This is a genomic window from Candidatus Koribacter versatilis Ellin345, from assembly GCF_000014005.1.
In the GTDB taxonomy this organism is placed as follows: Bacteria; Acidobacteriota; Terriglobia; order Terriglobales; family Acidobacteriaceae; genus Korobacter; species Korobacter versatilis_A.
On the sequence record NC_008009.1, the window covers coordinates 4,394,780 to 4,413,491 of the forward strand.

Consider the following 18,712-nt stretch of genomic DNA (forward strand, 5'->3'; position numbering starts at 1 on the left):
GAATGCCTCATGAGAGCAAGAAAGTAGACCGGTGTATATGCACGCACGCTTCAGTGCCCAGTAGAGTCGGCGCGGCGGGTTGCCTCGAACAAGAACCAGGTGCGCCGTTCGGTTTCGTCAATCCAGGCTTCGATCAGGCTGGCGGTAGCTACATCGTTGTGCTCATCGCAAATGCCGTTGGCTTCGCGCAATCGTGCTGTGAGCGCCTTGCTGTCGTCCATCAACTCGGCAAGCATGTCCTCCGGCTCGACGTACTCCGCGTCGTTGTCTAGAATTCGTTGGAGACGCGCGATGTGACCGATGGACCTCACGGTGGTGCGACCGAGTTTGCGAACACGCTCGGCGATCGGGTCGATCATTCCGAGAATCTCATCACTCTGGTCGTCAAGCAGCAAATGGTAGTCCCGAAAATGAGGACCGCTCATATGCCAGTGGAAACTCTTGGTCTTCAGATAAAGCGCGAAGGCGTCCGCTAAGATGGCATTCATGGCGCCGGCTACATCACGCGTTGCCTCTTTCGACAGGTCGGTTGGGGTACGCAATGCGGGTTGGTCTCTACGTTCCAGTTGCTCGGCAAAAACGCCGGTATTCTTCATAGCTTATCTCCGTTCTTTTCATTCGTGGTTCTCGTTCGTCGATTTGGTTCGGAACAATTCTTTCCGTGCTTTCTTTCACTGAAAGGCGATCACTCGGCGGGACTTCGTCAACACAGAGAACGGTCCAATTCACATCGTCACCGCTACCGGCGTGGCATCCTCTTGGGATGGAGGTGTCGAGAATGCTCCTGCCAAAACCTCAAGCAAAACCTCAAGCACTTGTCGTACCAAACCCTCGCGGCAAAGAGTGGTGGAAAAAGCGAGGGCCCCGACGGGTGTGGTGTTCGTATTTTGACGGTGCTGACGTCACTCTTTCGACACTCCACTTCACGCTGAGCAAGTAGAGCCTGTGACTGAGAGCTAAAACGTGGAACGTTTGTGGTGGTGAGCCAGATTTGGCAGGGCACGTACCTTTACACATTCCGAGAGAATGTGCAGCAATGCTTCCCATTCAGTCTGATGAACAGTCCGGCGATTTCTGCGCCGGCAATTGTCATCAGATATCCGCGTTAGGCAACTCCGGCGCGGCCAAGCTGATCGAGATCCTCCGAGCGCTTGCCTGTGGAAATCGGCGCGTTGATGCGAGAATCATGTTTTCACTGCATGGGACCGCGAAACCCATGCTGCTCTGCCACTCTATTCAGTCGAGGGGTCGCGAAAACCACGAGATTGCATTCGAGGGATGGCCGTGGAACCAGCGCTTCGTTGCCCACGCCCATCCTTCGTTCTCAGTGGACGCGATGAGGCAAGACAGTATCTCGTTCCTGTTTCTTGAGTGGTTCGACGTCGATGTCGGGCTGAAAGGAGACGGCAGTGAGCGAGTCCGTCAGTGTCCATAGCGAGGCTCCGAGCAAAACCAGGTCTTTTATCAGAAACTCTCCTATACCAGCTGAAAGCGCAGGAAAACCGCCGAGGCTTGGCTCCCAACCTGGAGTTGTGATGATGAATGACAACGTGATCAGAAACATGAACACCGCGCCTACACTTCCGATAGCAGATAGCTTCGGAAACCAGCGACGAATCGCAATCAACGCAGCGATGGCGAGCTCGATGGCGCCTATTATCATCGCGAGCTGACGCACAGTCCAAATGCTGTAGCCCCAGCCCAGAAATGGACTATGCGCAATGAGAGGTTGAATGCCTTTCGCCTCGTATTCCGTGACCTTCATCGCTGCGATCCAACCAATTACGACCGCCAAACCGTAGCGCAGAAACGCATGTCCGATTGGATCGATTCGCGCTATGATGCCTGCCCACACATTCGTTGTTTCAGTAGATGTATTTTTCATGGTCTCCCTTTCAATAGGCTGTTGTCCGTGGTCGGATCTCCCGCTCATTCACCCGATCGGTTCAGAAGTTCGTCCAGCGTGAATCTGTCGGGACTCCATAGCGCAAGTAAAAATGCAGCCCCTGCAGCTGAGAAGACTGAATAGTCGAGCGGCGTTTTAATGCCCAGACCCATGGCCATGCCTAAGGCAAACGACAAAAGCAGCAGACCGGAGAGGGCTGAAACCATTCGTGTTTTAAAGCCCACGATAATTAACACCCCACACAGCGACTCCATCACGGTAGCTGCCCACGCAAGTGGTACCGTGAATGAACTGGGAAAGAGTGACACCACCACGCCGGTGTACTCCACGAAACGAGCGAAGTTTCCCCATGACACGTTCTTTGCTCCATATGTTCCCCACAGGCCAAAACGATCAGCCACAGCCGACAAAAAAGAAACTCCTAGTGCGATCCGAGCAAACAGACGGATGACCTCCGACCCATGCTGGCTAAGTTGCACTGCTTTTGAATTCATTCAAGACTCATTTCTTTGTTCTGATGGCTGCACCAGCGGTTTGTGATCTCGCGAATTGCTGCTTCCGGGAACCCTCGTAAACTGCTCACTTTGATCGCCAAATGCACGATTTTCCCGGCTCCTCTCCGTGCGCATGCGAACAGAATCCGCGCAAATCTCGCTCTCCGTTGCCGAGGACAGCACGGCGATGGCCACGATTGATACCCTTACGAATTCGCGAAGATTGATTTCAACTCTGCGGCATTACATCCACCGACAGGCCCCAATGCCATGACTTTGAGCGCGGTGTTTACCAGCATCGTCTAAGAGCGGTCTTCGAAGTCTGTGCTGATGAAACAGAGCGTCGCGATTTTGACAAGCGCGTCAAGGAATCGACAGGGATTCGCCGCCTTCTACCCATCGCCGAAAGCTCCGAAACCCACTCGGGGGCTGTTACAAGGCTGTACTCCGATCAGCGCTGCTCTTAGTACGTCGTGCTCGATTCCAATTCGTCAAAATCAAGCAGGCTTGCTTTGGTATCCAACCACTTCTTCAGAGCGTCGCCCTCAATCGTGCCTCGGGTCAACAACTCGCGAGCGAGGGATTCGATGAGAGGCTGATCCGCCCGGAGAAGCCGGGAAGCCAACTTGTACCCGGCGTGTGTGAAGGGATTCGTGTCCGTCACTGATTCGGCGACACCCCAATCGACCGCAGTTTGGCGCGCGTCGAGCGCACTCGAAAGGTCGGATGTCAGCTCTTTCTTCAATTCGACTGAAATCGGATCGGTGTCTGCCTGGTCCACGATCGATCCGATGTAGATGAAGGCAAAGGCCCTGCCTAGCAGCTTCGCGTCATTGTGAAACGAGTCCCGCTGTCCTTTCCAGTCGCACACGATGCCGCTGAGGCGCTCATTGTCATTAATGACTGAAAGCAGAGCAACCGGAAACCCGGCACGATATGCCACCACAGCTTGTGCGGCGAGATGTTTTGCGCTTTGCTGCGACGGTTTATTGTTCAGCATTGCATCACTTCCGTTCATTCCCTTTTAACCATCACTCCGCTGGATCGGCGCGTTGGATTTCATTAGCCAATGCACCGAGCGCTAGCCACCGCTTGCATGTCTGCTCGCTAGCGGGGCGAGGGTGCACGCCTTAGATCGAACTCTCAATTCCGGGTCCTTCCATTGTTACGACTGATGGAGAGAACCCAGAATCAAAAGAGTTCAGGCAACAAGCGTCGAAGCGGCATTGCCGAAGTTGTTGATTTTTCGATCGAGAAACTCATGGATCAACGACCCAATCCGATCCACTTCTTCTTCCAGCGCGAAATGACCCGTGTCGATCAGATGCAGCTCTGCGCTTGGGATATCCCTTTTGTAGAGTTCAGCACCTTCCACCGTAAAGATCCCGTCGTTCTTCCCCCAAGTGATCAGCATTGGAGGCTGATGCTTACGGAAATACTCCTGCCAACCTGCATAGGCATCCAGATTCCTTTTTGCGTTGTAGAGGAGTGAAAGTTGGATACTCTTGTTCCCCGGTCGGTCGAGATAAGCCTGGTCGATCACCCAATTATCGGGGCTGATCTTCGAGGGATCCTTGACTCCGTGCAGATAATGCCACTTGGTTCCTTCGATCGTCAGAAGCCAATCGAGTAGAAGTTGAGCGCTCCTCTCGCTCCGGTCTTCCCAATAATCAGATAATCCCGTCTTCAAGAACGCCTTATTGATCGCTTCAACATGGGCGTCAGCGTTTTGGACGATCATAGCCATCACACGTTCTGGATGCCTGACAGCTAAATGGAATCCAACCGATGCACCTATGTCCGAGAGGTAGAGGATATAGGAAGAAAGGTTCAGCTTTTCCGTAAACTTTTCGGTGATAGTCGCGAAGCTCTCAAAGGAGTAGTCGAACTCGTTGACCGGCGGTGCTGAACTCTCGCCATATCCAGGAAAATCTGGGGCGACAACATGATATTTATCCGCAAGCATGGGAATCAGATTGCGGAACATATGAGAAGACGACGGAAAGCCGTGTAACAGTAAAGCGGTGGGAGCATCTCGCGGACCCGCTTCGCGATAGAAGACCTCCAGTCCCTCCACGTTAAGGGTGCGATACCAAACGGATGGTGTAACCGTGTTCGACATCTAAACTCTCTTTCGCTACGTGAATCGCGCCTTTATGGGCGATGTGCAAAGCGTCCCTTACGGATGAACGCGGAAAATCGTCTTGCCCTTGACCCGGGTCTCCGGGTTAAATGCGGCGACGGCCTCGTCGAGCTTGGCGACTTTAGTGACGTTTGTTCGCAGCCGGCCATTCCGCGCCCGTTGGACGATCTCGCTAAGTTGGGCGCAAGCGGGTTCAACGACGAAGTCAACGGTGACTCCGCCAGAAGGCCGCGCGTCATTCGGGCCTGTGATGGTGACCAACGTTCCTCCGGGGCGAATTAGGGCTGCCGATCGCTTGACGATATCGCCGCCGATGACATCGAAAACCAGGTCGACCCCGCTGACATCTTCCAAAGCGTCGTTATCGAGATCGACGAAATCCTGCGCGCCGAAGTCGAGTGCTGTCTGACGGCCTTCAGCGTGTCCGGTGCCGATGACGTACGCACCGGCATCACGCGCGAGTTGGGTCGCCATCGAACCGACGATCCCCGCCGCGCCGTGCACCAGGACGCTTTGCCCCGCACGGAGGCGACCGTGATCGAACAGCGCTTGCCACGCGGTGAGGCCGGGCATCACGAGAGCTGCACCGACCGTGAAGTCAACATCGCTCGGCAGCGGCGCGAGGTTGCGCGCCTCGACGGCCACATACTCCGCGAGCGCACCGTCGCGGTACCAGTCCGTGAGACCGAACACGCGCTGTCCGATCGACAGCCCCGTTGTGCCATAGCCGAGAGAGACGACTACTCCGGCCACCTCGTGCCCGGGAATCGAAGGAGTGCGGTCACGGCCCGCACGATCGGTCCAGGTCGAAGGCCATGACAGTTCATCGCCAGTGAATCCTGACGCATGAACCTCAACAACGACATCGTTTATCGCCGCTTGCGGCTCGGGTCGCTCGTCGACCTTCACCCCGGCGATTCCTGCAGCCTTATCAGTCGCCACTATCGCTTTCATCGATCACTCTCCCGTTTCGTGTTCTTGAAGTTCTTTCCCGACCGGTATTCGGACAGGAACGGGGTGCTGAAAATCTTGGCCTCGGACGCCTCATTACGGAAGGCGGACGGACCTTGCCCTGTCTGATTCATAAGCACAATCTCCTCGGTAATTTCTCTTCGCTGGAACGTTCGTTCTCTTCCCAGCTGTCTGCCTGCACTATTCTTAATTGCAATTACGGTTCCGCGCCTTCGGAGCGCCGCTTGTCCCGCTTCTTGGCGAGACGTGGTCTATAGGGCGCATTCTGACCCATTCGCCGCGCTACCTTTCGCCGATGCTGTACTTAGGCCGTGGAAATGCGGCGTACGCATCGATGATGTTCACGAATGCACGTCGAGTGACTTCGCAAAACTCCGTTCCGATTGAGCTACGTTTCTCGTCACGCCCACACCGCCGCTCAATGATTTGTCGTCCGGGATCAAGGCTTGAGTAGCAATGTCGTAACGTTCCGTGAACTCGGGATGACGCCCCAGGTGTTCCCTGGCAAAGGGACAAACGATTCGGAGACGAGACGATTCACGCGACGCCAATTGAACAGCCTCTTCTACCAGCTTCCCACCAATGCCGACGTGTTGGAGAGATGGTGGGATCTCGGTGTGCCAAATTGTCATTTTGTTTTGGTCGTCAACGGAGTAGCTCAGAAAGGCGATGGAGTCTCCCACACGTTTTTCGATCCTGTGAATCCGCACCTTAGTCCGAGTCTTGGTTTTGATTAAGGTTTCTCCTTCGTCTATCGTCATCACGTAATCCTCTTATTTTTATTCAAACGTGGTGCTTCTCTCGTGAGGCGGCGAGCCTCCGCATTCTCCTTCCTTCTCGAGGACAGCACGACGATAGCCACAATTGATGGCCTGCGAGATTGTTTTCAACTCTGTGGCGGTGCTTCCACGCACAACACTCTCGAGAGAACAGCTTTTAGAAGGGCCTTTATCAGTATCGGATTAGAACGGAGTCTGCAGGATTGGAGGGGCAAGACAGGGCGGCGCCATTTGGGCAAGGTCCCAAGGCGGCGACCACAGATAATTCGCGGTTCGGAACAACACGGGCACAGTGTGTTTGGCTTAATGTATTGGGCGAAAACGTCGGAGTCGGCGAGTAGGTTTGCCAGCAACGAATGTCAGTAATCGACGCAGACGGCTTGATGCACCATCTCTCGCCTGTCTTCGCAAGCTTACTTGACAGGCACAGTTATAGGAGCGCTCTTCCTTTTTACGAAAAATACGACAAACCTCGCTGGTTTGGTTTTACTTGCATTCCGCCCAACAATGTGGACATCTTCCGGGCCTTCGTAGAAAGTCTCACCTTGCGTCAGAGTCACTTCCTTTCCGCCCCTGAGCTGCATCACCACCGAGCCTTCCACCACATAGACAAACGTATTGGCGTTGTGCCGATGTATTTCGTCCGAGTGGCCCGGCGGGTATTCCACGCTGATCATCACAGCTTCTTCACCGGGGCACTTTGTCAGCTCCTTCGAGATGAGCGGGATTACGTTAGCTTCTTGCCCCATAAGCGTCGCGGACATGAGGCATACCCACACCAGATTTATCCTTATGAATGTCATACGCCATCCTGTGCTTGGCCGCCTCTTCACGCAGCCCTTTATTTGCGGAATGTGTGACCCAAAGTCACACCCGGCGTCGCCCATTCGAACCCGCACCCGTTGGTAGTTCATCCAGCTTCAAGGTCTCGGCGACACGGCGCTGGTGGATTTGCATCGCCTTTCACTCGTGCATTGAGTCCTCTGTCACTCGTGATGATGCACTTTGCGCACCACTTCTCCCTGATGCTGCCTCTCGACCTGTGATCACGGGCTCTTTGACTGAAGTCGGCGGATGGATTCAGCGTCATGGCAAGGGCAACGATGATCGCCGTGACATCATTTGGACAGACTGTCAGCGAAAGGACACCCCGTTCCCCGGAGTCCCATTGTTGCTACGGTCATCAATTGCCACGGCCTCGCCTCATGAGCACAGGACCCAAAGACAATATGACCTGACTTGACCCCTTTTCGCCGTTGTAGGATTCCCGAGATTGCACACGCTGCAAAAGAGCTGATTGGAATTCCGCGCCACGACCTCGGGTCTATGGCAGCCGGTGTGCTCACTGCAGATGCAGTGGTTGCGACGTTTTCAGAATCCAGCGACGTTGTTTCGTTCGGCGGCTATAAGTTGAGGCAGTTCGCTCTTTGCGCCATACGATTCGCACCGTAGGAGAAATTTTGATGGGTAATATTTCCCGCGGTTTCATGGGTAGACGAACTGCTTCCGATGTGAAATTGCCGCCGGGGCAATACTTAACGACCGATTTCCCTGTCCTCTCAGCCGGGCCGACTCCACATATTGCGCTCGAAAAGTGGCAATTCACGATCGACGATGGGACAAACGTCTTGCGACGATGGGATTGGAAATCGTTTCGAGAGCTGCCCGCCGAGAACATCACCGTTGATCTGCACTGCGTGACGCGGTGGTCAAAGCTCGGCACACGTTGGGAAGGCGTGTCTCTCGATGCCATCCTCGGTCAATTGGAAACCGACGCCCAGTATGCGATGGTGCGTTCCTATGGTGACTACACTACAAACCTGCCGATTGCGGATCTCAGAAACAATCAGGCCTGGATAGCGTTTCGATTTGAGGACGAAGATCTCGCTCCTGAGCACGGCGGCCCCGCGCGACTCGTCGTGCCGCATCTTTATTTATGGAAGAGCGCCAAATGGGTACGGGGCATCAGCCTTATGAAAGAGGATCGACCTGGTTTCTGGGAGGGCCTCGGCTACCACATGTATGGAAACCCGTGGCGCGAGCAGCGTTACTCGGACGACGAATAATGTGGCGCGTGGGAACGGTCGTTGCTCTTCGCGACGAAACGCAGACAGCAAAGACGATCACGCTCCGGGTAGTGGATTGGCCTAACCATGTCGCAGGTCAGCACGTTGACGTGCGTCTGACGGCAACCGATGGATATTCCGCAGTTCGATCGTACTCGATCGCGTCGGCTCCAAATGCGGAAGGGCGAGTTGAACTGACCGTCGAGCAACTGCCCGAGGGCGAGGTTTCACCCTACCTCACGCAAGAGCTAGCAATCGGAGATCATATTGAACTCAGAGGTCCGATCGGCGGTTGGTTTATTTGGCGACCGCGGCAAACGGAGCCGATCCAATTGATCGCGGGTGGTTCGGGAATCGTTCCGCTTATGGCGATGATTCGCTCTCGCGCATCGACAGGGAGCACCGTACCCTTTCGTTTGCTGTATTCCGTGCGGGAGCCCGGAGCCGTCTACTACCGTAATGAACTGCAGGCCATATCGAGCCGGGACGATTGGTTAACCACTACGCACGCATATACACGGGCCGCTCCGAAAGACTGGTTGAGACCTCCCGGCCGGGTCGATACGTCTCTTATCGCAAACGTAACTTGGCCTTCCAGCCAGACCCCAACGTGCTACGTGTGCGGTCCCACAGCATTCGTAGAAAGTATTGCCGCAATGCTTGTGAGTTGCGGCAATCATCCCGACAAGATCAAGACCGAGCGTTTCGGCCCGACAGGAGGTCTCAAATGAGTTTTCCTAATTACGATTACATCGACGGCAATGCTGCTGCCGGCGAACTGAGCAAAGTATTTGCCGTTGATATCACGAAGGCGATGGGCCGGTGCGCCGAGTGTGGGACTGCAAAACACTGAGCTGAAGCACATGTATTCGTGCATGGCCCTGGTATTGTGGTGCGATGCTCCGCTTGCGAGCACGTACTGCTTCGTCCGGTCGACTTCGACCAGCATGTGTTCCTCGATCTTCAGGGCATGGCTTACCTGCGCTTGGAGACCGCGCTGCCGCCCCAGGATATCTGAAGGTCCCTAACATAATGGCTCCGAAAATTTGCTGTCGGCGTTCTGAACCTGTGTCTCGTGGGTGCTGCCGTCATCGCCGACGCGTGCTTGGCTCAGTCGTAAAGGGCATCTCAAAGATTCGTGTGGCCGAACGGGAACGATAGTGGGGTAACTAATCGCTCTCTTGCTGTTCAGTCAGTTGAGGTCTATCGCTTTCGGAGAGGGGCCTTGAGATCCCGAGCTTTTTCATTTTTGCGATTAGGGTGGTTCGTTTTAGTCCCAACCGACTGGCTGCTCCACGGGACCCCCCGAGAATCCAACCGCACGTATCTAACATTTTCAATATCACTTCCCGCTGAGAATCAGCGAACACGCCCTGAGTGAACTGGTTGTGTTGATAATTCGCAGATTGAGGTAGCGGATTCGGAAGCAACCCGTCGTTCGATCGAATCACGGCACGTTCCACCAGATTTTGTAGCTCTCGAATGTTGCCGGGCCAAGAATATTCCGTTAAAGCGTCCATCGTGCTCTGCGGGACATTAAGGATTCGTTTGCCCATGCGTTGCCCAAAAACCTTAACAAAATGAGCGACAAGTAGGGGGATGTCCTCCTTGCGTTCCCTGAGAGCTGGGAGAGTGACAGGAAAAACATTCAGACGATAATAGAGATCACTGCGGAATTCAGCCCGTTTAACCATTTCTATCAAATTGCGATGAGTGGCAGCGACTAAGCGCACATCAACGCGATGGGTACGGCAACTTCCTAGCCTCTCGAATTCCTGCTCCTGTAGCACACGCAGGAGCTTAGGCTGTAACGCCAGGGGAATGTCTCCTATTTCATCCAAGAAGAGCGTCCCCGTGTTTGCCATGTCGAAACGTCCAATCTTCTGCGCGATCGCTCCGGTGAAAGCACCTTTTTCGTGGCCGAAAAGCTCACTTTCTAAAAGGTCGAATGGAATAGCAGCGCAATTCAGCTTTACAAACGGACGTCCGCAGCGAGGACTGATATTGTGAATAGCTCGAGCAATCAACTCCTTACCTGTCCCGGTCTCCCCCAGGATCAGCACAGTGGAATCAGTCGGGGCTACCTGTTCCACGTCCGCAAATGCTGATTCCAACGCGGGACTTTTGCCTATGATTTGTTCAAATCTGCGTTCGACCGGGCGCTGCCCATTTGATCGAACCTCGTTGTCCGATTCCACAGATGACCCCAACTTCTGACGACTCAAGCGTACTCACATTTCGAGTGCTGCACGCACGCTGTCGAGCAATGCCTCGTCGTCAAATGGTTTAGTCAGAAATTCCACTGCTCCGGCGCGAAGAGCTCGCAATCGAAACTTTTCATCGCCATGAGCCGTGATAAAGATGATAGGAATTTCGCGATGGGTTTCGTTGAGCTTGGCCTGGAGTTCCAGACCTGACATCCCGGGCATCCGAATATCAGAGATAAGACATGCCGTCCGCTCCGCCTCGCCGGATATCAGGAATTCGTCCGCGGACGCAAATGTTAAAGCAGGAAGCCCAGCCGCCTTCATCAATCCGGCAAGCGAGCCGCGAATCAACTCATCATCATCAACAATCACGACCACCTTCGGCCTCTCCTGAGCGTCCACGTTGCCTAGAAACTACAGCAGCTCGAGGTGAGGCGCAATTATGCCTTTGTATAACAAACGGCGAACAAGGCTCGTCGTCTGGAATGACGTTTTCTCAGTGAATTGTACGGAATAGGTGGAGTCTCTCAGCCATTCTTACTAGCTCAGCAAGAGATCCAGCTTGCATTTTAAGCATGACCCGGCCACGATGAACCTTGATGGTGATTTCGCTAGTCCCAAGTTCCGAAGCGATTTGCTTATTAAGGAACCCGGAAACCACCAGGCCCATTACTTCTCGCTCACGCCGCGTCAACATCTCATACCGGGCACGCAAGGCAGCCTCCTCTGCTTCTACTGCAAGGCGAGCGACGTCGCAAGCGAGAGCTTGCTCAACCACGCTTAGCAAGTGTTCTGGTTCAAATGGCTTTGTCAAAAATTCCAAAGCTCCTGATTTCATTGCTCTGACCGTCATTGGAATATCGCCATGCGCCGTAATAAAGACAATGGGGATCGAAAGCCCTGCTTCTTTCAGCTGCTGTTGAAAATCAAGGCCGCTGATGCCAGGAAGACTCACATCGACGACCAGGCAACTTGGCCCATCCGGACCCTTGGTTTGCAAGAACTGTTCAGCCGACTCGAAGCACTGCGAATTCAATCCAGCCGACTTTAGCAGCCCTTGGATGGATGCACGCACCTGAGGATCATCGTCGACTACAAAAACCACGGCAGCGCCCACGTCACTCATTTGTGGACTGTATTTTAAGTCACTGGCTCTCGCCGGGCACCTGTGAGCGATTCGGCGTGCCTCATACGCGAGAGGAACTCCGCCGTTGCAGGCACTGTGGCGCCGTGATGCGTCCGTGCCGGAGAAACGCTGCCCTCACAGAGCGAGCTGACCGCCGCCCGAAGAGATGATCACGAGGCTCATCGCCACAAAAAGGAGATCGTAATGCCAACCCGAATTCTTTTCTCCCCAGAATCCGATGTGCCAAACGAATATCTTTCGGTAGATTGCACCGAGCATGATCAGGATCAAACTGGCAGCGGCGACCGGAACCATAAATCCAAGTGCAACGGCAGCCCCCGCAGCGAGCTCAATCACGGCCAACAAATGAGTGAGGCCTGGGCTCAGTCCCAACCCAAGTGAGCGCGCCTTGGAGTTGGTGATGTGCCTGAAGCCGCTCGTCGCGAAAATGAAACCTACGAGCAGGCGAAGAAGCAACAGGCTGGCATCATTGAATAGCGAGACTTGCTGATGCATATTCCTCCTCTTGCGGATCCGCAGTTGACCTGCAGGTATGCTTCGAATCAGAGCCGTTCGACCGACGTGAACAAGGGTGGACCTGCTTGAGTTAGATCAGCATCTTTCGTTCGATCCACCGATATTGCGCTCTCACTCTCAGGTGAGGAGGAGAGCTGCACTAATGCCCGAGTCCGCGCGGCACGGATTCTCTCGACAGAGCAACCAAGAAGAAGTGCGCAATGTCGATCCGAATATCGTTCGAAAACAGACATGACTAGTACGATGCGTTCAAAGTCTCGCAGCGCCATAATGGCCAACGCGTTGGCTTGCGGGGCTTCGACGGTGTCGGAATCTTCGATCGACGGCTGTTCGGGCACCCGCAGCAATTCCGCATTCTTCGGGCGCGACTTCAGCGTGCGGATCGCGTTTTCGATTACTGTGTGTTTAGCCCACGCGAGTGCCCAATCTCGGAACACTTGCTGGGCCAACACGCAGTCGTCGAAAGCATCCAAAAGGTATTGCTCTGCGTTTTGATCATTGCCCATAAGCAACACGCAAAGCTGAAATATCGAATCGAGGTTCTTTAGAAAGACTTGTTGAAATTCCACACAGCTCGCATACCTTTTCACCCGTGAATCCTGTCTGCCTTCCACGCCACTGTTATCTGCATTCCGGCAGCCTCGATACCGACTGCGGTGGTTTTCATCCCGTGTGATCGTGTGCATTTGTTTTCTCCTCGATATACAGAAGCAAGAGGACTGCCACAGCCGACGCCAGAGAATAGAGGGGTTTGATCGACACTGGCATTGGTTTGGTTGTCGTCCCAGTGACACTCCGCGACCCGCTACTGACGTATCGCAAAAATCCTCATGGACTGCTGCCCGGCTGCGTTACCCGATGGATGAGATTTCCGGACCCTCAGTGGCGGTGTAGCCTTCGATGAGAATGGATGTGCGAATGGGTATTAGACGAACTCGGTGGACGAGGCGTGAAGTTGTTCACGACATGCGCTGATTATGCTCAACTGCCATCCGGCGAAGGTACTCTGGCGATCGCGTTCGGTTCCGTTGGGTCTAAGGACTGCCGTACTCAGCGACCAATGGTGGCGGCAACCGCCCATTCACCGATGACGGCACGGGCGCGCTCCTGGATCTCGAACACGTCTTCGAGCGTTAGCCCGCTCATACACTTCGAAATCCACTCCCTTTGGCATTGGAGAGAGCAGAAGAGCATTGGAAAATCGGAATCGGATTTTGCGGGATCGAAACGGCTCCCGACATTACCCGCGTGCTGTTGAACACATGTGTTTGGCTGAGAATAGAACGGCATGTTGACCTCCTTCGATATCTACCCACATGCCAGTGCAGCAATTTGTTTACCGTGAAATGGCTGTGCATCGGCGCCGGGGAAAAAGATCGAGTGGTACTAGAACGATGGCCTGTCACAGTTTCAAAGGTGACAACATTTTTAGGGCGAGCACGCTCAAGGGCAGCTGTTCGGATCAGTGTTCTAACAAGGCGCGCGAGATGAGCCGTTCAGTCGATGATTTGTTAGGGGGATTTGGAGATAACTGTCCGATTCATAACAGCCACTCTAGGATTTGGCTCAAGGGATGACTCCGCTGACGGCCACCGGGAATCCTTGGAATAAGCCAGTGATAACTTTCCCGGACCTCGAGAGTTCCACGCGCCCTCTGCCAAGCGCGCTTTTTGGAGCGCAGATCCACGTCAAAACGGCGGAAGCGAAGCCGGTCGACTGGACGTTGCGGGTGTTCCAGTCCTGTATTCTCCTAATCACTTGGGAAATTTCTCAGCTCGCACTACGCGGCCTCAATCCGCTGCTGCTGTGAATTTGACCCTGTAATGCTCTTCCGACGAGGCGCAGAGACAACGAGAGGCACGGCCGTCGAGACGAGAACGATTACGGCGATCAGGTGCAGTGCGCCGCGATATGTTCCACTCGTTTCGCGAGTATGGGCAATGAGAAGTGGGCCGAAGGCGCTGGCGGTGCCCCACGCGGTCAGCATGAGTCCGTAGATCGGACCGACATTTGTGGCGCCGAAGTAATCCGCCGCGAAGGCTGGCATTGTTCCGAATCCGCCTCCATAGCACATCAATATTGTGAATGCGATGAGCGTCGCGAGTGTGACACTGGTGACCCCGGGCAGTATCCAGAAGAGCACCACCTGCATCAGGAACATCACGACGAAAGTTGCTTTTCGTGTGATCAAATCCGAAACCCACGCCCAGAAAACTCTACCGAGCGCATTGCCGATACTAACAATTCCTACCAATGCTGCCGCACCCGCCACGCTAACGTGAGTCAACTCCTGGAAGATTGGCGCTTCCTGGGAAATTACCGAAATTCCAGCAGTGGTATTCAGGAAGAGAGTGACCCAAAGTGCCCACCACTGCCACGTGTGGAGGGCTTCGCGCAAAGAGAAGTCATTCGGGTGCTGCGGCTTCGCATTCTTCCGAATAGTCGACCTCGGCTGCCATCCGTCCGGAGGATTCTGCATGAACCACCCGGCGAGTACCGTCACCAGGAGGTATGCGACTCCCAGATATGCGAAGGTGGATAGTATGCCGGCACGCATGATCAGCATTGTCGCGAGCGGCGCAGTGATCAGGGCGCCCGCGCCGAAGCCTCCCACGGCGATCCCGGTGATGAGACCGCGCCGGTCGGGGAACCATTTGACGAGGACCGCAACAGGGACGATGTAGCCCAATCCAAGACCAGCGCCGCCGATGACGCCGTACGTCAGGTACAGCCACCAAAGGCCATTGGTGGAGAAGCGCGCTAAAATCACGCCAGATCCGTATAGCAGTCCGCCCGCCAGTGCCACCACCCTCGGTCCGGATCTGTTCAACCAGAGGCCGCCGAAGAATGCCGCGACGCCAAGCGTGAATATGCTGATGGTGAATGTCAATGTCACTTGGGAAAGACTCCAACCGAATCGCAACACGAGCGGTGTCCGAAAAACGCTCCACGCATACACGGCACCGAGCGCCATCTGAATAGCGACTCCCGCGACAGCAATGAAGTAGCGGTTTGTTGCCAATTGATTTCCTCTTCCTGTCTTGTACGACCTGAACAATGCGTGCAATCGCATTTCCATCTTCAGCAACTTCGATCGGCTTACGGGCGGGTTCGGTTTGGAGTGTCGTGATGTCAACAGAGGTGTCACAAGGTTCACTTCGCGTTTTACCCCTTTTACGCATCTTGTCAGGGATCTGTGCGTCAGGATCACGGCAGGTCCACGTGTGCAGCTCTGGCACGTTGCGTGCTTCCGGATACGCCGACAGACAAACGATTTCCGGAGCCAATTTGAAAAATCCGAACTTTCTCCTCACTCTAAAAGTTCTTCTTGTTGATGACGAGTGTGATGAACTGGAACTGCGGGCTGCGATTTTGAGGCTGGCTGGCCTTTCCGTGCTAACTGCACCAGGGCCAATTGAAGCGCTGTCTCTCGTCGATTCTGTCGGTCACATCGATGTCGCCGTGATCGATTACGAGATGCCGTACATGAACGGAGGGGCTCTGGCGGCGTGCCTCAAGGCGAAGATGCCACACCTGACCATTGCCTTGTACTCTGCTGCAATCGGTATTCCGTCCCGCGATCTGACCGCTGCTGACGCCTTTATCCCGAAAGCCGAAGGCGCATTTGTGTTGCTGCAGTATCTGTCGCGTGTATCTCGTGCACTGCAACCCATTTATCCGGACTTCACGAACAGTGTTAAGAGGCTCAAATGAAGTTCTGCCGTCTTATAGTCCTCACTCATTTACACACCCGTTTTACTCGGTGGGGAGGGGGAAACGCAGAGCATGGCAGCAGATCGGAGCGACCGCCACGCGACATCGAGTCGAGAAGGTGAGGGGTGGCGCGACGCCAAAGGATAATCTTTTCTGGAATGTCTAGGACCATGAGCGCTGAAATCACCACGAGCGGCAAAGAATCGGCGATCATTCGTTTCAGTGTCGCCCTTTATAATCGACAAAGAGTTCAGGAAACTGGCGCTTCAGTGATTCGATCTTTGGACGATCGCAGACCAGGATGTAAGGATTGTCCGGGTGATGGAGCGCGTAATCCTGATGGTAGTCCTCGGCACGGTAGAAACCCTTCAACGGCGTTACTTCAGTTACGATCTGCGCCGGAAAGACCTTCGCGGTGTCGAGTTGCGCGATGTAGGTGTTCGCAATTCGCTTTTGATCATCGTTAACGTAAAAGATGGCCGATCGATACGAAGCACCCACGTCTGGTCCTTGGTGGTTGAGTTGGGTTGGATCGTGGGCGACGGAAAAAAAGATGCGCAGCAACTGGCCGTAAGTGATTTTGGACGGGTCGAAAACCACTTCGAGGGACTCAGCATGTCCGGTCGTTTCCGTCGTCACCTGATCGTAAGTTGCAGTCGCGGCTGAGCCGCCAGAATATCCGGCCGTAGTGCTGATAACACCCTTCACCCTTTCAAAAACGGCCTGCGTTCCCCAAAAGCAGCCGCCGGCGAATACTGCTGTTTGTTTCCCGGAGGCTGACGCCAGTGCAACGTCCACGTTCGCCGCTGGAATTGCTTTTCTTGAAGAGGGAGTGGCATGGGCATTACAACCAGCAAGAAACATCGCGCACCCCAACACCACACAACTACCTACCAGACGAGTCACCATGAACGCCTCCCACTCCTCTTGCTTCATATAAACGGCCCTTTTGGGCGCACGACTAACGAGAACCCGCCCAGCAGCCGTTCGCCTTGCGACTGCCCCTCTACAATCGGGAGGCCTCGCTCAGTCGTAAGGATTCTCCAGAATCAACGCTTCAATCATTTCGATGCCCGCACGGCCCTGGTTGATTCCGATTCGGCGGTTCCGACCCGTCATGTTTTCGGAACAGATCATCGCAATTCGGAAACCAAATTGAAAAATGACCGTCGATCGCTTGAATTTCTCTGGAATGTCTTCACTTGTAGCCGCGAAAGCAAAAGAACTGGCATGTCTTGATGACGACCCGAAGCACAGGTACGGGTCTTCGACGCATCCCGTCCTGTCGGCATGCTGACACCTGGGTCCTAGAGGCGACATCGTTGGTGACATTGCCTTCTGGCGAACGATCCTGATGGTAATGAAACAGGAAGTTCGAGAATTTGGCACACTGCTTGCAATGCCATTGCTCGGTGATATCCAAAAACAGGAAAGCATTATGCCGACATACAAGAGGAATCCCGACGCTGTGTCCCGCCTCTCTCCTGAACAATATCGGGTTACGCAAACTAGTGGGACGGAGCGCCCCTTTCACAATGCCTACTGGGACAACAGAGAGCCTGGCATTTACGTGGACGTAGTCTCTGGGGAACCACTGTTCGCATCGATCCATAAGTTTGACAGTCATACAGGCTGGCCGAGTTTCACCAAACCAATCGAGAGCGAAAATGTTGTAGAGAACATCGACGTTAGCCACGGGACAACAGAGACGGAAGTTCGCTCAAGGCATGGCGACAGTCACCTTGGTCACGTGTTTCCGGACGGCCCACTCGCGGAAGGCGGACTCCGCTATTGTATTAATTCAGCTTCGCTGCGATTCATTCATTTCGATGAACTCGAGAACGAGGGCTACGGCATCTATCGCAAGATATTCCAGACTCAAAATAAGGAGTAATGGCGTGAACATATTGACCGAACGCGCACTTATTGCAGGCGGTTGCTTTTGGGGTATGCAGCAGCTACTGCGCCGCTACCCCGGTGTGATTTCGACACGGGTCGGCTATTCGGGTGGCGACGTATCCAACGCGACCTACCGTAATCACGGCACCCATGCCGAGGCAATTGAAATCATCTTTGATCCTGAGCAGCTCACTTACAGGACGCTGCTAGAGTTCTTCTTCCAAATTCATGACCCAACCACGCTTAATCGCCAAGGGAACGACAGGGGAACCAGCTATCGTTCCGCCATTTTCTACACTAGCGACGAACAGAAACGAATTGCAATAGACACCATCGCGGATGTCAACGCATCGGGTATTTGGCCCGGTAAAGTGGTGACTGAAGTCGAACCGGCAGGTGCTTTTTGGGAAGCCGAGCCGGAACATCAAGATTATCTGGAGTACTATCCGAACGGCTACAACTGCCATTTCATTCGACCCGACTGGAAGCTTCCGCGGCGATCTGAAAAAGCGTCTTTTAGTTCCTAATGAGAAATCAATTGCTGGCCGAATTCGAGTGAGTTCTCGCTCCCTCGCGTCAGTCGGCTATATCCCAAACAGAGTTCGCGCATACAAGCCGCTTATCGCGAACTTTTTTATAGGAGATATTTATGTCAACCGAGACCAAATGAGTTATATCGACCGTTTCTGTCGCCCGGTGAACGTGGAGGGGCTGGAAGTCTTCGGGCCCACAGTCCGAACCGGTCCGCGACCGCAGAAAGAAACGAGAGACCAAGCGCAAAACGCAAGCATGCAGAACTGCCGCCCTAGCTCGGCACGGCTGAAAACAATGGTCCCGTTCAGCTCAGCTTGCGCCCGCCATGGGATTGA

At 54.3% G+C, this 18,712-nt stretch carries 19 protein-coding genes and 3 pseudogenes; 6 read left to right on the forward strand and 16 right to left on the reverse strand.

Going from position 1 to position 18,712, the window contains the following annotated elements:
* Window positions 1-50: 50 nt before the first annotated feature.
* The 8 genes from ACID345_RS19250 to ACID345_RS19285 all read right to left on the reverse strand — a co-directional run bounded on the left by ACID345_RS19250 (window position 51) and on the right by ACID345_RS19285 (window position 7,058).
* The gene (locus ACID345_RS19250) at window positions 51-596 is read right to left on the reverse strand and encodes a Dps family protein (protein ID WP_011524517.1); all 546 of its coding nucleotides are present in this window, start codon (window positions 594-596) and stop codon (window positions 51-53) included.
* Window positions 597-1,324: 728 nt separating this feature from the next.
* Window positions 1,325-1,885 (reverse strand): YkgB family protein, encoded by a 561-nt coding sequence (locus tag ACID345_RS19255; protein ID WP_011524518.1) that lies wholly within the window; start codon window positions 1,883-1,885, stop codon window positions 1,325-1,327.
* A 44-nt stretch (window positions 1,886-1,929) separates the two neighbouring features.
* Complete coding sequence (locus tag ACID345_RS19260) at window positions 1,930-2,400, reverse strand: DoxX family protein (protein WP_011524519.1); 471 nt, start codon at window positions 2,398-2,400, stop codon at window positions 1,930-1,932.
* A gap of 463 nt (window positions 2,401-2,863) precedes the next feature.
* The gene (locus tag ACID345_RS19265) at window positions 2,864-3,400 is read right to left on the reverse strand and encodes a hypothetical protein (protein WP_011524520.1); all 537 of its coding nucleotides are present in this window, start codon (window positions 3,398-3,400) and stop codon (window positions 2,864-2,866) included.
* Between the two features lie 201 nt (window positions 3,401-3,601).
* A complete protein-coding gene (locus tag ACID345_RS19270; RefSeq protein WP_011524521.1) occupies window positions 3,602-4,522 on the reverse strand; it encodes an alpha/beta fold hydrolase in 921 nt (306 codons plus the stop codon).
* Window positions 4,523-4,579: 57 nt separating this feature from the next.
* Window positions 4,580-5,497 carry an NADP-dependent oxidoreductase gene (locus tag ACID345_RS19275; protein ID WP_011524522.1) on the reverse strand — a complete coding sequence of 306 codons (918 nt, stop codon included), beginning with the start codon at window positions 5,495-5,497 and terminating at the stop codon, window positions 4,580-4,582.
* A gap of 359 nt (window positions 5,498-5,856) precedes the next feature.
* The gene (locus ACID345_RS19280; protein WP_011524523.1) at window positions 5,857-6,276 is read right to left on the reverse strand and encodes a GNAT family N-acetyltransferase; all 420 of its coding nucleotides are present in this window, start codon (window positions 6,274-6,276) and stop codon (window positions 5,857-5,859) included.
* Between the two features lie 431 nt (window positions 6,277-6,707).
* On the reverse strand, window positions 6,708-7,058 hold the full coding sequence (locus ACID345_RS19285) for a cupin domain-containing protein (RefSeq protein ID WP_085954951.1): 351 nt from the start codon (window positions 7,056-7,058) through the stop codon (window positions 6,708-6,710).
* 663 nt (window positions 7,059-7,721) lie between these two features.
* Here ACID345_RS19285 and ACID345_RS19290 point away from each other — a divergent pair.
* The 3 genes and pseudogenes from ACID345_RS19290 to ACID345_RS26385 all read left to right on the forward strand — a co-directional run bounded on the left by ACID345_RS19290 (window position 7,722) and on the right by ACID345_RS26385 (window position 9,378).
* The gene (locus ACID345_RS19290) at window positions 7,722-8,360 is read left to right on the forward strand and encodes a sulfite oxidase-like oxidoreductase (protein WP_228370677.1); all 639 of its coding nucleotides are present in this window, start codon (window positions 7,722-7,724) and stop codon (window positions 8,358-8,360) included.
* Window positions 8,360-9,091: a ferredoxin reductase gene (locus tag ACID345_RS27550; RefSeq protein WP_011524526.1), complete on the forward strand. Its 732-nt coding sequence runs from the start codon at window positions 8,360-8,362 to the stop codon at window positions 9,089-9,091. Before ACID345_RS19290 ends, ACID345_RS27550 begins: the two co-directional genes overlap by 1 nt.
* Window positions 9,088-9,378 (forward strand): annotated as a pseudogene (locus ACID345_RS26385) (DUF6510 family protein). Before ACID345_RS27550 ends, ACID345_RS26385 begins: the two are co-directional and overlap by 4 nt.
* Window positions 9,379-9,945: 567 nt before the next feature.
* On the opposite strand, the pseudogene ACID345_RS27555 reads toward ACID345_RS26385, so the two are convergent.
* The 7 genes and pseudogenes from ACID345_RS27555 to ACID345_RS19340 all read right to left on the reverse strand — a co-directional run.
* Window positions 9,946-10,450 (reverse strand): annotated as a pseudogene (locus ACID345_RS27555) (sigma 54-interacting transcriptional regulator); the annotation flags it as partial.
* Between the two features lie 141 nt (window positions 10,451-10,591).
* On the reverse strand, window positions 10,592-10,945 hold the full coding sequence (locus ACID345_RS19310) for a response regulator transcription factor (protein ID WP_011524528.1): 354 nt from the start codon (window positions 10,943-10,945) through the stop codon (window positions 10,592-10,594).
* Window positions 10,946-11,063: 118 nt separating this feature from the next.
* Entirely contained in the window at window positions 11,064-11,693 is a 630-nt protein-coding gene (locus ACID345_RS19315) for a response regulator transcription factor (protein ID WP_011524529.1), read from the reverse strand.
* 135 nt (window positions 11,694-11,828) lie between these two features.
* Window positions 11,829-12,209: a DoxX family protein gene (locus tag ACID345_RS19320; RefSeq protein ID WP_011524530.1), complete on the reverse strand. Its 381-nt coding sequence runs from the start codon at window positions 12,207-12,209 to the stop codon at window positions 11,829-11,831.
* A 47-nt stretch (window positions 12,210-12,256) separates the two neighbouring features.
* Window positions 12,257-12,916 (reverse strand): sigma-70 family RNA polymerase sigma factor, encoded by a 660-nt coding sequence (locus ACID345_RS19325; protein WP_041855895.1) that lies wholly within the window; start codon window positions 12,914-12,916, stop codon window positions 12,257-12,259.
* 825 nt (window positions 12,917-13,741) lie between these two features.
* Window positions 13,742-13,900 (reverse strand): annotated as a pseudogene (locus ACID345_RS27560) (DUF1348 family protein); the annotation flags it as partial.
* Between the two features lie 110 nt (window positions 13,901-14,010).
* Window positions 14,011-15,252: an L-lactate MFS transporter gene (locus tag ACID345_RS19340; RefSeq protein ID WP_041855897.1), complete on the reverse strand. Its 1,242-nt coding sequence runs from the start codon at window positions 15,250-15,252 to the stop codon at window positions 14,011-14,013.
* A 266-nt stretch (window positions 15,253-15,518) separates the two neighbouring features.
* Between ACID345_RS19340 and ACID345_RS27040 the strand changes: the two genes are divergently transcribed.
* A complete protein-coding gene (locus ACID345_RS27040; protein WP_187148860.1) occupies window positions 15,519-15,944 on the forward strand; it encodes a response regulator in 426 nt (141 codons plus the stop codon).
* A gap of 219 nt (window positions 15,945-16,163) precedes the next feature.
* Here ACID345_RS27040 and msrA (ACID345_RS19350) read toward each other — a convergent pair whose 3' ends face one another.
* Window positions 16,164-16,853 carry a peptide-methionine (S)-S-oxide reductase MsrA gene (msrA, locus tag ACID345_RS19350; protein ID WP_011524535.1) on the reverse strand — a complete coding sequence of 230 codons (690 nt, stop codon included), beginning with the start codon at window positions 16,851-16,853 and terminating at the stop codon, window positions 16,164-16,166.
* A 529-nt stretch (window positions 16,854-17,382) separates the two neighbouring features.
* On the opposite strand from msrA (ACID345_RS19350), the gene msrB reads away from it, so the two are divergent.
* Complete coding sequence (msrB, locus tag ACID345_RS19355) at window positions 17,383-17,838, forward strand: peptide-methionine (R)-S-oxide reductase MsrB (RefSeq protein WP_011524536.1); 456 nt, start codon at window positions 17,383-17,385, stop codon at window positions 17,836-17,838.
* A gap of 10 nt (window positions 17,839-17,848) precedes the next feature.
* A complete protein-coding gene (msrA, locus tag ACID345_RS19360; protein ID WP_041856947.1) occupies window positions 17,849-18,370 on the forward strand; it encodes a peptide-methionine (S)-S-oxide reductase MsrA in 522 nt (173 codons plus the stop codon).
* Window positions 18,371-18,712 lie beyond the last annotated feature (342 nt).

Bases quoted from the DNA above. Each gene is read 5' to 3' on its own strand.
- ACID345_RS19250 (WP_011524517.1), bottom strand. From the start codon at position 596: ATGAAGAATACCGGCGTTTTTGCCGAGCAACTGGAACGTAGAGACCAA.
- ACID345_RS19255 (WP_011524518.1), bottom strand. From the start codon at position 1,885: ATGAAAAATACATCTACTGAAACAACGAATGTGTGGGCAGGCATCATA.
- ACID345_RS19260 (WP_011524519.1), bottom strand. From the start codon at position 2,400: ATGAATTCAAAAGCAGTGCAACTTAGCCAGCATGGGTCGGAGGTCATC.
- ACID345_RS19265 (WP_011524520.1), bottom strand. From the start codon at position 3,400: ATGCTGAACAATAAACCGTCGCAGCAAAGCGCAAAACATCTCGCCGCA.
- ACID345_RS19270 (WP_011524521.1), bottom strand. From the start codon at position 4,522: ATGTCGAACACGGTTACACCATCCGTTTGGTATCGCACCCTTAACGTG.
- ACID345_RS19275 (WP_011524522.1), bottom strand. From the start codon at position 5,497: ATGAAAGCGATAGTGGCGACTGATAAGGCTGCAGGAATCGCCGGGGTG.
- ACID345_RS19280 (WP_011524523.1), bottom strand. From the start codon at position 6,276: ATGACGATAGACGAAGGAGAAACCTTAATCAAAACCAAGACTCGGACT.
- ACID345_RS19285 (WP_085954951.1), bottom strand. From the start codon at position 7,058: ATGTCCGCGACGCTTATGGGGCAAGAAGCTAACGTAATCCCGCTCATC.
- ACID345_RS27550 (WP_011524526.1), top strand. From the start codon at position 8,360: ATGTGGCGCGTGGGAACGGTCGTTGCTCTTCGCGACGAAACGCAGACA.
- ACID345_RS19315 (WP_011524529.1), bottom strand. From the start codon at position 11,693: ATGAGTGACGTGGGCGCTGCCGTGGTTTTTGTAGTCGACGATGATCCT.
- ACID345_RS19320 (WP_011524530.1), bottom strand. From the start codon at position 12,209: ATGCATCAGCAAGTCTCGCTATTCAATGATGCCAGCCTGTTGCTTCTT.
- ACID345_RS19325 (WP_041855895.1), bottom strand. From the start codon at position 12,916: ATGCACACGATCACACGGGATGAAAACCACCGCAGTCGGTATCGAGGC.
- msrA (WP_011524535.1), bottom strand. From the start codon at position 16,853: ATGGTGACTCGTCTGGTAGGTAGTTGTGTGGTGTTGGGGTGCGCGATG.
- msrB (WP_011524536.1), top strand. From the start codon at position 17,383: ATGCCGACATACAAGAGGAATCCCGACGCTGTGTCCCGCCTCTCTCCT.